Source organism: Streptomyces sp. NPDC043854, from assembly GCF_056436005.1.
In genome coordinates, this window is the sequence record NZ_JBWKDK010000058.1 from 25004 (window position 1) to 37067 (window position 12064).

Annotated in this window: 5 protein-coding genes and 1 pseudogene; 4 read left to right on the plus strand and 2 right to left on the minus strand. The window is 71.6% G+C overall.

Annotated features, from left to right (window positions below; genetic code table 11):
- The first annotated feature begins 224 nt into the window (after nt 1-224).
- Nucleotides 225-4565, plus strand: coding sequence for a PIG-L family deacetylase (locus AC068A_RS32270; protein WP_478589821.1), 4341 nt, complete (start codon nt 225-227; stop codon nt 4563-4565).
- A gap of 167 nt (nt 4566-4732) precedes the next feature.
- On the plus strand, nt 4733-6820 hold the full coding sequence (locus AC068A_RS32275; RefSeq protein WP_478589822.1) for a PIG-L family deacetylase: 2088 nt from the start codon (nt 4733-4735) through the stop codon (nt 6818-6820).
- Nucleotides 6821-6997: 177 nt separating this feature from the next.
- Here the strand turns inward: AC068A_RS32275 and AC068A_RS32280 are convergent.
- Nucleotides 6998-7084: pseudogene (locus AC068A_RS32280) on the minus strand (glutamine synthetase); the annotation flags it as partial.
- A gap of 495 nt (nt 7085-7579) precedes the next feature.
- On the opposite strand from AC068A_RS32280, the gene AC068A_RS32285 reads away from it, so the two are divergent.
- The gene (locus AC068A_RS32285) at nt 7580-8860 is read left to right on the plus strand and encodes a DNA sulfur modification protein DndB (RefSeq protein WP_478589823.1); all 1281 of its coding nucleotides are present in this window, start codon (nt 7580-7582) and stop codon (nt 8858-8860) included.
- 399 nt (nt 8861-9259) lie between these two features.
- Nucleotides 9260-10036, plus strand: a complete 777-nt coding sequence (locus AC068A_RS32290) for an NUDIX domain-containing protein (protein WP_478589824.1) — start codon at nt 9260-9262, stop codon at nt 10034-10036.
- Here AC068A_RS32290 and AC068A_RS32295 read toward each other — a convergent pair.
- Entirely contained in the window at nt 10020-11150 is a 1131-nt protein-coding gene (locus AC068A_RS32295; protein WP_478589825.1) for a helix-turn-helix domain-containing protein, read from the minus strand. The genes AC068A_RS32290 and AC068A_RS32295 overlap by 17 nt on opposite strands.
- Nucleotides 11151-12064 lie beyond the last annotated feature (914 nt).

Below are 12064 nucleotides of genomic sequence, written 5' to 3' on the forward strand. Positions count from 1 at the left end.
GCGGGCCTTGGGGGGAGCCTATCCGGAGCAGGCGTTCGACTCACCGGGGAGCGGGTGCGTGCGCCGGGTATGGCGCAACGTTGCATATCATGACGCGGATTCTCGGATTGTCAGATTTTTTGTCCGACTTTCTGCCCTGAAGACTGACCACCTTCGGCTGCCCACCCGCCCCGCCCCGCCGGGGGCTGCGCCTGCCCGCCGAACGACCGGCCACGAGGACCCACATGCCCGACGGACACCCCGGCGGCCCGGACACCCCGCCGTGGCTCCACCCCGGCGGCCCGGACGGCCACGCCCCCGGGCCCGTCCCGGGCCAGGCCAACGCCGCGGACCACTCCCCCGCCTGGCCCCCCGTCACGGGCCACGGCCCGCAGGGCCACGCGTACGGGCACGGCCACGCCCGGCACTTCGGCACTGGCCCCGGACCCGGCCAGGGCGGCTCCGCCCACGAGGCCCACCTTTGGGGCCAGGAACACGGCCACGAGCTTCGGCACGGCCACCCAGCGGAGCACGGGCAGGAACCGATGCACGGTCATGGGCCCGGGCAGGACCATGAGTCGGGGTCCGAACGCGGCCGCGGGCAGGCACACGACGGCTCCGGCCTTGAGCAAGCCCGGCCCTGGGAGCAGCAGCACGGGCACGGGCACGGGCCGGACGTCGACACCGGCCACGAACAGGCTCACGAACCCGGCCACGGGCCCGACTTCGGCAACGGCACCGGCACCGGCACCGGCCACATAGCGGAACACGGACAGGGGCAGGGTCACGGCCACGGGCCCGGACGAGGCTACGAGTCGGGGCACGCGCCAGGCCACGGACAGGCACACGACGGCCACCGCCTTGAGCAGCCCCACCACTGGGGGCAGCAGCACGGGCACGTACCCGTACCGGAGCACGGCCACCGGCCCGGCCACACACCCGGCCGCCGGCCGGGCTTCGGCAACGGCCACGAAGCCGGCACCCACGAGCAGGCGTACGGGCCCGGCCACCCCTCCGCAACGGACCCCGCCCACCTCCACGGCCACATACCGGAACGCGACCACGGGCCGCAGGAGTTCGGGCACGGGTACGGCCTTGGCGACAGCCACGACCACGACCACGGGCACGGGCACGGGCACGGGCACGGGCACGGGCACGGGCACGGGCACGGCATTCCGCTGGAGGGGCAGCCGCATCCCGCCGGATACCCCGGCCCGGCGGAGTCAGCGCAGGCGTGGGAGAGCGGGGCCTGGTCCCCGGGCCACGGCATACCCTCCCCCGCGCTCGACTGGACCGGCAGTCCCGCCATGGGCCCGTCATCCTCCGCGGCTCGGGCCCGGGGGACCCACGGATCCGTGCCACCCGAGCCCGGGCAAGGGCCCGCCGAGCCGTCCGACTTCGGCATACCCGCCGCCGGACCGGCATGGCAGGAGCAGGCCGGGGCTCCGTTCGTCCCCCACCCCCGGACGGGCGGATCCACCGCCCCTGGAGCCGCCGGACAGCGGCCTGCTCGGCCCGCCGACCGCCGAGACGGAGTTGCCACCGCGGACGCCGCCGACGGCGAGACCGCCCACCCCACCGGTCCGACCTCGGACCACGGTCACGGTCACGGCATACCGTTCGGCGGCGAGCACCCCGCCGACGAGCCGACGCCCGATGGCGGCGGCCACAGCCCCGCGGATGCGGCTTCCCCTGCCTCCGGATCCGGCCGCAGGGCAGGCGGGCGTACCCGCGCGCAAGCCCCCGCGTCCGGCGGAACCGCAGCCGCCCCCACCCCGGGCCCGGACACGGGCGATGACACCGACCGGGCCGACACCGGGCGCCGCGCCGCGCGCCGCAACCGTACGGCCGACGCCGAGGACTCGTCCGGCCGAGGCAACCGGGCGCGCCGCCAAGCCCGTACGGACACCACCACCCCCGGCGAAGCCGAAGCCGACACCGGGCGCCGCGCCGCGCACCGGAACCGTGCTGCCGAAGCCGAAGACCCGGCCGGTCGACGCAACCGGGCGCGCCGCCAAGCCCGTACGGAGGCCGCAGCCCCCGGCGGAGCCGAGGCCGACGCCGGACGGCGCGCCGCGCGCCGCGGACGTATCTCGAACGGCCCCGAGGACTCGGGCAACCGGACCAGCCGGGACGGCCGGGACGGCCGGGACGGCCGGGACGGCCGGGACGGCCGGGACGGCCGGGCCTCGCGGGCACGGGCCGACCGGACCAGCCGGGCCGACCGAGACAGCCGGGCCGGCCGTCGGGCCCGTACGGACGCCACCGCCCCCGGCGCAGCCGGCCCCGCCCCCCGCGCCAGGCGGCAAGCCGGCGGCGCGCCGGCCGCCCGGCCCCGCGGGCGGCGGGTCGTCAAGCTGGTCGGGGTCTTCGCGGCCCTCGCCGCCACCGGGATGTTCGTGCTGCGCGGCAGCGACGCCCTCGCCGGCGTCCGCACGGCCCGCGCCGCCGCCGGGCCCGCGGCTGCGGGCGCGGCCGCGGCCGGACCCCCGGCCGCCCCCGCACTCCCCTCATCCGGGGCCGCAGCCACAGCCGGGTCCACAGCCGCATCCAGGCCCGCAGCCGGAGCCGCAGCCGGGTCCGCATCCGCAGCCGCATCCGCAGCCGCATCCGCCGGCCCCGACGCCGGCCAGGTCCTCCAGGTCGTCGCCCACCCCGACGACGACCTGTACTTCATGAACCCCGACCTGCGGTACTCCCTGGCCGCCGGCCACCGCGTCACCACCGTCTACCTCACCTCCGGCGAAGCCGACGGCATCAACGCCGGCGCCGCCAAGCAGGCCACCACCCCGCCCGACAAGCCCGCCTACGCCGAGGCCCGCCAGAACGGCATCCGCGCCGCCTACGCCCAGATGGCCACCGGCGACCGCTCCAGCGCATGGAAGCGCACCACCGTGCCCACCAAGGGCGGCGGCCAGGCCGAGGTGGACGTGCTCGCCGCCAAGCCCGAGGTGAACCTCGTCTGGCTCCAGCTCCGCGAGGCCGGCACCGTCTACGACGCCGTACCGGAGAGCCTGCGCGGCCTGTGGGACGGCAAGGCGGCCCGCCTGGAGTCGGTGCTCGCCTCCGGCAGCCCGGTCAGGCAACGGTTCTCGTACACGAAGGAACAGGTCGTCCAGACCCTCGTCGGCGTGCTGGAGCAGTACAGGCCGACGACCGTCCGCGCCCAGGACCCGACGCCCGGCCGGTACTCCGACACCAAGCGGTACACCGACCACCAGGACCACTTCTACGGCGCCCGCTTCGTGCAGGCCGCCCTCGCCGCGTACGCCGAACGGGTCACCGACCGCCCGCACTTCGTCGTGCAGAACTACGTCGGCTACTTCAACGGCTCCCTGCCCGGCAACCTCGCCGCCGACGAGGCCAAGGAAAAGCTGGACATCATGGGCATATACGCCTGGACCGATCGGCAGAACCACTGCGGCAGCACCGCCGGCTGCGGCGACCTCAAGGTCGCCGACCGCCCCCAGGGCAACAACTGGACCTCGTCCATCAACTACGCCCGCGGCTCCGGAACCTCCTGGCTGGCCTCCGACGAGGAGCACGGCCTGTGGGCGTTCAAGGCGCTCGACGGGCAGGTCGCGGTCTGGCACCGGGCCGGGCCGCTCGGCCCCTGGACCGGCCCGCGCCTGCTGCCCGGCACCGGCATGGACCCCGGCGCGTCCGCGGTCCTCCTCAAGGACGGCCGGATCGCGGTCTTCACCACCCGCACCTCCCTCGGCGCCCGCCCCGCGGACTACCGGCGCGAGGTCGTGTACGCGGTGCAGAAGCGCCCGGGGGCGGAGGAGTTCGGCGACTGGCAGTCCCTCGGCACCCCCGAGACCGCCGACGAGAACTGGACCTCCGACATCAGCGCCCCGGCCGTGTCCGCGGACGGCACCGGCCGGCTCGCGGCGTACGTACGCGACGGCGCGAACACCCTGCGCGGGCGGGTGCAGCACGCGGACGGCACCTGGGGCCCGTGGGAGCAGCACGGCGGCCGCGACCTGCACGGCACCCCGGCCACCGCGACCGACGCCGCCGGCCGGCGCATGGTGTTCGCGGCGACGACCACGTCGGTGACGGGCTGGGTGCAGCCGAAGCCGGGCGCCCCGCTGGGGCCGGGGGCGCCGACGGGGCTGCCGGACACGACGCTCCCGCTGACGGTGGAGGGGCGCGAGGGCGGCGTACGGATGTGGTTCCGCAAGCCGGGCTCGGGCGATGTCCGGACCACCCTCTTCACCGCCGGGGAGAAGACGGCCGACGTGGCCGCCGCCCTGAAGGCGGGCAGCGTCACGGACCTCGGCGGGCTCCAGGGCTTCGGCGCGGTCGCGGCGAGCGGGCACGTCCTGGCGGGCCGCGCGGCAGGCGGGCAGCTGGGCTCGGACCTGGGCCGGGGACGGCCGTGGGCGCGGTCGCCGCTGATGTTCGCCGGCGCCCCGTCCGCGGCGCTCACCGGCACGCCGACGGGCAGGAACACCGTCAGCCTGGCCGTCGTCGGGCTGGACGCGCGGCTGTACGTGACCTCCTCGGCCGGCGGCGGGAAGGCCGGCAACGCGTATCTGACGCCGTGGCAGCCGGTCGGCCCACGCACCGCCAAACGGTAGGCGACCACCTCGTCCCGGCCGCAAAACCCTTCCGGAGAGCCCTTGTTGAAGGCCGGAGCCGTCGGAAGAAATCGATGACTCCGGTGAACCAAGTCCCGCGATTTGGGCTCTCAGTGACTGCTCAGCGGTTTTTCCCGCCCGGAACGACCCGAAGGCCAGGCCAGACGATGCCCCTTGCCCGCCGCCGCTTCCTCCTCGCGGCCCTGCTCCCGGTGCTCACCGTCGGTGCCACCGGCGTGCTCGCCATCGCCACCGGCGAGCAGACGTCGGCCGAGGCCACCCCGGAGGGCGACCCGGCCACGGCCCTCCTGGCGAGCGTCACGTCCGGCTCGGTCGTCCAGGTCGTCGCCCACCCCGACGACGACCTGTTCTTCATGAACCCCGACCTCAGCCGCACCCTGGCGGCCGGCGCCACGCTCACCACCGTCTACCTGACCTCCGGCGAGGCCGACGGCCGCAACGAGGCCAACGGCGCCGCCGCCCGGGACCCGGAGCAGCCCGCCGACCGCGCCCACTACGCGGAGGCCCGGCAGAACGGCATCCGCTCCGCCTACGCCCAGATGGCCACCGGCGACCGCACCAGCGCGTGGAAGCGCAGCGTCATACCCACCGGGGGCGGCGGGCTCGCCGAGCTCGACGTCCTCACCGCCCGGCCCGAGGTCAACCTGGTCTGGCTCCAGCTGCGCGAGGCCCGCAACCCCACGGCGGAGAACCCGGACAGCCTGCGCGGCCTGTGGAACGGGAAGATACCCGCGCTCGGCGCCCAGCTGTCCTCCGGCACCCCGGTCAAGCAGCCGCCCACGTACACCAAGGACCAGGCGATACAGGCGATCGCCGGCATCCTGGCCCGGTACAAGCCGACGACGATACGCATGCAGGACCCGACGCCGGGCCGCCACCCGGACACCGGCAAGTACACCGACCACCAGGACCACATGTACGGCGCCCGCTTCGCGCAGGCCGCCACCGCCGCGTACGCCGCCCAGGTCACCGACCGCCCGCGGTTCACGGTGCAGAGCTACCTCGGCTACCACAACGGCTCCCTGCCCCACTCCCTGGACCCGCAGACCGCCGAGACGAAGATCGGCTTCCTCAGGACGTACGCCTGGCACGACCGCGAGAACCACTGCGGCAGCCCCTCCGGCTGCGGCGACCGGAAGGTCGCGGGCAGCCCCACCGGCCGCAACTGGGCCCAGTCCCTGCGCTACGCCCGCGGCGACAGCGCCTCCTGGCTGACGGCCGGCACCTCCGGTCGGCTGTGGGCCTTCGCCGCCCTCGACGGCCGAATGGCCGTCTGGACCCGGGAGGGCCGGGCGGGCGGCCGGTGGACCGGCCCGGCCCTGCTCCCCGGCAGCGGCATCGACCCCGGTGTGAGCACCGCCCGCCTGCCGGACGGCCGCATAGCGGTCCTGGCCACCCGCACCACTCTCAGCCCCGACTACCGCCGCGAGGCGGTGTACGCCGTCCAGTCCACGCCCGACGGCCCGTTCGGGCCGTGGCAGTCGCTCGGCACCCCCGAGACGGCCGACGAGGAGGGCACCTCCGCAATCAGCACCCCGTCGGCCTGCGTCTCCCCTGACGGGCTCCTGACCGTGTACGTACGCGACTCCCGGCGCACCCTGCGCGCCCGCGAGCAGCAGCCCGACGGCGCCTTCGGCCCCTGGCAGCAGCTGGGCGGCGAGGACCTCCAGAGCGACCCGGCGACCGCGACCGACGCCGCCGGGCGGCGCCACGTGTACGCCACCACCAGCAAGACGGTCCTGGCCTGGACCCAGCCCGCCCCGGGCGCCCCGCTGGAAGGCCCCTTCCCGACGGGCCTGCCGGCGACCACGGTCCCGCTCACGGTGGCCCCGGAGGGCGCGGGGATCCGCCTGTACTTCCGCCGCCCGGACTCGGGCGTGGTCCGCACGGCCCTGGTGACGGCGGGCAAGACCGCCGACGGGAAGCCCCAGGTCTCCAGCATGTCGGAGGCCGGCGGCCGGGCGGGCTACGGCGCGGTCGGCGTAGCGGGCCGCATGGTGTCGGGCCGCGCGACCACGGGCGCGGTGAGCACGACGAGCCTGGGCGGCCCACCTGCCTGGACGGAGTCGAAGATGCTGTACGCGGGCGCCCCGTCCGGCGTCCTGGAACCGGCGGGCGCCACCACCACGGCAGTCCTGGGCCTGGACGCAAACCTCCACATCACCACCACCCCACCCACCACCGCAAAGCCCACCCGCCCCACCTGGCACCAAGCGGTCGTCCCGGGGTCCTGACACGAGCCGGCACAAGGGCCGTTCTGCGGCGGTCCGTGCGTGGGGCGCCGCCCGCCCACACGGACCGCGGGGTTCGCCATCTCGGGGTCACGAACCCCGGTGGGCGTACATGTCTGGCTGGTCAACCACGCCGGCATCTTCGGTGGCGCGAGGGTCCGAAACGCCCCGGACCCTTACCTACAGGACCGGGAGGTTCTTGCGGAGTTCGAAGGCGGTGACCTCCGAGCGGTATTCCTCCCACTCCTGCTTCTTGTTGCGGAGGAAGTGCCGGCGGCCAGCAGCCGCCTCGCTCGATCGACTTCGGCGCAGCGCTGACCTGCGGTCGGAAGGTCAGCGTGGGTCGTCATTGGTCACCCTGGTCCGCCCTTCGACGGCCCACAGACGGCCCCGCTGTGGAGCACGGCAAACTTACCGACCTCGGAAGCCACACAGGACCTACAGAGCTGAAAAGCTTCGAGCAGAGCCGCGGCCCTCGGTTGCCCGGTGGCACTTGAGCGGCCGCTGACGCTACGACACTTTGCGTTGCGCGAGCCACCATAGGCCTCCGTGAGCTCCTCGCAGCGGGGAGCCTGCAGGACCTCGACAAGACCTCCCCCAGCAGCCAACGCCCTGCCGTTGATCGTTTTATGCCACTCCCCGATCAACTTCAGTCACTAGATGGCCCAAGGTGGCATGTTTTTAACAACAATCACAAAATTCCCACAGTCTGTATTTGCAGACAAGTAGCTTGGGTGCACAAACAAGCCCAGGGGGATAAGCATGGCAACTCTTCACACGGCGATCCGAGCCAAGATGGGATCGACCCCGTATTACGTGACCACCATGAAGGTGAGCGACCTCGTTCAGGTTGCCCGGCCGGCAAGCGAGCAGGAAGAGTGGGCCACCAGTGGCCTGACCGAACGGCTGCAGCGCGAGCTGAACGACACCCGCGTGCGCACTGAGATCGCCCCGTACCTGGCCAACTCGCCGGACCGCTTTTTCGGCGCCCTCATCCTTCTGCTGGACGCCGACGAGGAACCCGAGTTCGAGGCGTTCAGCGAGGTGGCCAAGAACCTGCCGAAGGCGTACCGATCCACGATGGGAAAGGACTCCTTTGGGTTCCTGACCATCGATAGCGGGGAGCGCATCCTCCTCGACGGCCAGCACCGTTTCGCCGCTCTACGCGAGGTGGTCATCGCTCGCACTGTTGAAGGCGAACACGCCAAGGATGTCGGTGACGACGAGGTGACCGTCATCATCGTCCCTCGCATCAGTACGCAGCACACCAGGAAGCTCTTCAACAAGGTCAATCGCTACGCCAAGAGCACCAGCCGCGGAGACAACATTCTCACCAGTGAAGACGACGGCTTCGCCATCCTAACTCGGCGCTTGGCAGACGACGACGGTCCGCTAGCCGGCAAGAACCACAAGGGCGAGTCTTTGGTCAACTACAAGAACACAACCATCGCGGAACGCAGCACCCAGCTCACCACCCTGAGCGCCATCTACGAGACCGTCCGCATCATTGCCGAGCACTACGACATGGCTGACGAACTTAATGAGAAGAAGACCCACGTCCGTCCGCCGGAGGACGTCCTGGACCAGGGCTATGAGCACGTCGAGGGCTGGTGGGCCACCGTCCTAAGCGGCATGCCTCAGCTCAAGTACGGCCGGGACAACACCAAGGTCCTCCCCGAGCTGCGCGCTAAGGACGCCGACTACGGTCTACTGTTTAAACCGGCCGCCCATATCGTGCTTTTCCAGGCTCTCTCTCAAATCCTCAAGCGGAACTCCGACCTGCTCCTCCAGGACGCCGTGGAGCGCACCTACCAGGTCAGCTGGAAGATTACGGATCCCATGTGGCGCGACGTGCTAATCAACTCCGCACACAACATCCTGACGCGTAGGGAGAACTACAACCTCGCGGCAGACCTAATCACCTATCTGGTCGTAGCCGACAAGCTGCCCCCCAATCACATCGAGCAGCTGCGTGAGCGCATGGCCAAGACGCGCGGCGAGGACGAGTCGACGTTCAAGCTCCCCGACCCGCTCCCCAACTGAGCAAAAACAGCTCCCCGAACCAGCAGAGGGTCGACGGCAGACGGAATGGGGGTTCCCCGCCCCCGTGCCGAAAGCAGGAGCGTCGCGCGGAGCGGAGCCGGGAAGCCCGCCCGGTGGATCGGAGCACAGCCGGGTGCTTGGTGGGTGTAGAGAAACTCTGATCACGCAACGGCTTTCAAGACCGAGAGGCCTGTCCTACGCGCTCGGCACCTGACCAGTGGCTTTACCGCCTCAGACGCGCATGCGGCGCCGAACCTGGCCGAAAGCCCTTCCCATCCGAGCCTGCGGCCCGGAACGGGCACCTCGGAAGCGAGAGAGATTCCTATGGCTGAGTCATCCGCGCTCCTCCCCCGTTACGCTGGCGAGCACCAGCCGACGATCCGGGAGTGTGCGCCGAGGATGGGACCCAAGACGCAGAGGGTCTACGAGACGATCAGGTCTTGGATCGAGTCGGGTCGGTTCGCCCCCGGCGACAAGTTGCCGTCCGAACGCACCCTGTCCGCTGAGCTTGAGATCGGCCGTACTGCGCTGCGGCAGGTGCTCGCCCGGCTTGCGAGCGAGCGCTTCATCAGGGCATACGGACGCAGCGCCTACCGCATCGTGGGCGGATCCGAGGTGCCCACCCCGGGCGAGCTGGAGCCCTGGAAGATCCATGGCTCCCGCCGCATCTACGAGAATCGTTGGGTGAACCTCGACCTGGTGGACGTGGAGCCGCCCGGCGTCGAGCGCTTCGAGCACCACGTCGTACGCCTTCACCACGTGGCGATCACTGCCGTCGTGGATGAGCAGGACCGCGTGCTCATGCTGTGGCGCTACCGCTTCGTGCCGGAGCAATGGGGCTGGGAGCTACCCGGCGGCATCGTGGACGCTGGCGAGGATGCCGCCGTCACGGCCGCCCGAGAGACGCAGGAAGAGACTGGATGGCGGCCGGCCTCGGTCGAGCATGTGGTGACCTATCAGCCGATGATCGGCATGGTGGACTCGCCCCATGAAATCTTCGTGGCCCACGGCGCAACGAAGGTGGGGGAACCGACCGACGCCGAGGAAGCCGGGCATGTCGCGTGGATCCCGCTGGACGAGATCCCGGGGCTGATGGCAGAGGGCAAGCTAATGGGCTCCGGAACGCTCGTCGCCCTGCTGTACCTGCTGTCGTCGCGGCCTACAGCCGCCCGGTAAGCAACTCCACGCGCCGGCGATACCGCACGGATCCCGTGCGGTTCGCCAGCAATCGTGCCTGCTGAAGGTGTGAACGCGCTTCGTTCAGTTCACCGCGGGCGAGGTGTGCCTGCGTGAGGTCGCTGTGAAGGCCAGACCTGGCGCGAACAAACGACGGGTCGACCGTGCCCAGCGCGGCGTACAGCTCCTCCATCGCCGCACTGTCGCCAAGCGTCGCGAGCACGTTTCCGCGCCAGCGAGCGAAGTGGCCACCGTTGAGGAAGATGCTGAGCATGTCGGCGTCTCGGGCCTCCACACCGTCCGGGAGCGTGGCTTCCGCCCGCTCAAGAGCGCGCCGGGCATCGTCACCCATGCCTGCCGCAGCGCACAGCTCAGCTTCCGCCGCGCTCAGCCACGCCTTCAGTCGCGGCGAATGCCGGTCAGCGGATGTGCGCTGCGCATCCCGGATCAGTTCGACCGCCATTTCCGGGCGGCCGGCGTCGCGCAGCACGTAGGCCTGCTCGCCCATCGCGTGTGTGAGGTAGAGCGGAGCGTCAGCATCCTGGGCGGCCCGCTTGGCGAGTTCGTAGTGCCGCCACGCCCGTTCGACGGCACCGGCGTCCAGCGCCTGCCACGCCGCAAGGGTGGCCGCACCGGCCAGAGCAGTTGCGATTGGCCGACGCGTCCCGGGGAGCACGGCGAAGGTCAGGGCGTCCTCCATCCCGGCCAGATGGCCTGCCATCTGGTCCACAAGACCGGCGGCGCCCATCTGCCGGTCCATCGTCCGCAGCAACTCGGTCTGATCGAAGAACGTCTGCACCATGGTCTCGCTGATGCTCCGTGCCGAGTCGATTCGGCTCAGCAGGTCCTCGTACCCCTCCGTCTGCTGGGGAATCGGCTTCGCTGGCTCATCCCGCAGTTCGGCATCAGTGACGCCAAGCAGCGGTCGCAGGATCACGGCGTACCGCTCACTGATGGCGCGCTTACCGTTCTCCCACTCCGAGACGTAGGTCTTCAGGCTGGCCGTGGATGCAATGTCCAGGAGCCGTTGTTGCGCGTACCGCTCCATTTCGAAGATCAGCCGGTCCTGCGACCATCCCCGCGCCGTCCGTACGGACCGTAAGCCCATGCCCACGTGCATCGCCTCCCAGTGAGTGCGTGCTCCCGGCCGGTCAACCAAGTCGCCGCAGGTGGGAGCGGGTTAACACCCTTGAGGTTAACCCCAGTTGGCTACCGGCGACCCCCGGTTCCGCCGTTTCCTGAAGTCACGCCAGGCAGTACCGATGCACCCCATCGGGCAACGAAGGGGTTGCATCTGGTGCGCACCAGATGCCATCCTTTTGGTGCGCACCAGTTGAGCCCCAAGGGGTCCGACTAGGTCTGCCCGAACACGCCTGGAGGGCCCTCGAAAGGGGTCTGAAGGAAGCACTTGTTCCTTGAGAACTGAACAGCGTGCCAAGTGAGACGAGACGGGGCGTGATCCCCGTCCCCATGGCGACGGGTTGTCGTCGGCGGCCACTTCTTCCGCGTGCTGGCTCTGGAGAACACCCCCTTGGGGTGCCACCCAGTGCGCGCTGCCCTGCTGGCGTCAGAGCAGTGACGATGACGCACCCGAATCTCGGGCTCGGGACCGCGCGCCGTGGCAACGGTGTGCCGGTGAAGCCTCGCCCTTCTGGCTCGGAGGCTGCTGTGTTCCTTCGACATCTTCGGGCGCCGACCGTGCTGGACCCGCACGGCCGGCCGTGCCCCTCGCGTCATCGCACCACCGCCGTGCGCGGCGGATCCCGGCCGAAGCAGCCGGTTCCGCCCGCACGGCCCTCACGTCCTTCCGGAGGGCTCACAGCTCTGCGGCCGGTTGCCTCCCTCGCCCGTCACGCACGGGCGGGAGGTGGGGAGCCGGGGCCGGTGCGTCCGGCCGGGTTCTGTATCACGCCGTACCGAACGTGGTGGGGGGGGGGGGGGGGGGGGGGGGGGGGGGGGGGGGGGGGGGGGGGGGGGGGGGGGGGGAGGGGGGGAGAGAAGAGGGGGGGGGGGGGGGGGGGGGGATGG

Excerpts from the sequence above, each read along its gene's own strand:
- AC068A_RS32270 (WP_478589821.1), top strand. The coding sequence starts at position 225 with ATGCCCGACGGACACCCCGGCGGCCCGGACACCCCGCCGTGGCTCCAC.
- AC068A_RS32275 (WP_478589822.1), top strand. The coding sequence starts at position 4,733 with ATGCCCCTTGCCCGCCGCCGCTTCCTCCTCGCGGCCCTGCTCCCGGTG.
- AC068A_RS32285 (WP_478589823.1), top strand. The coding sequence starts at position 7,580 with ATGGCAACTCTTCACACGGCGATCCGAGCCAAGATGGGATCGACCCCG.
- AC068A_RS32290 (WP_478589824.1), top strand. The coding sequence starts at position 9,260 with ATGGGACCCAAGACGCAGAGGGTCTACGAGACGATCAGGTCTTGGATC.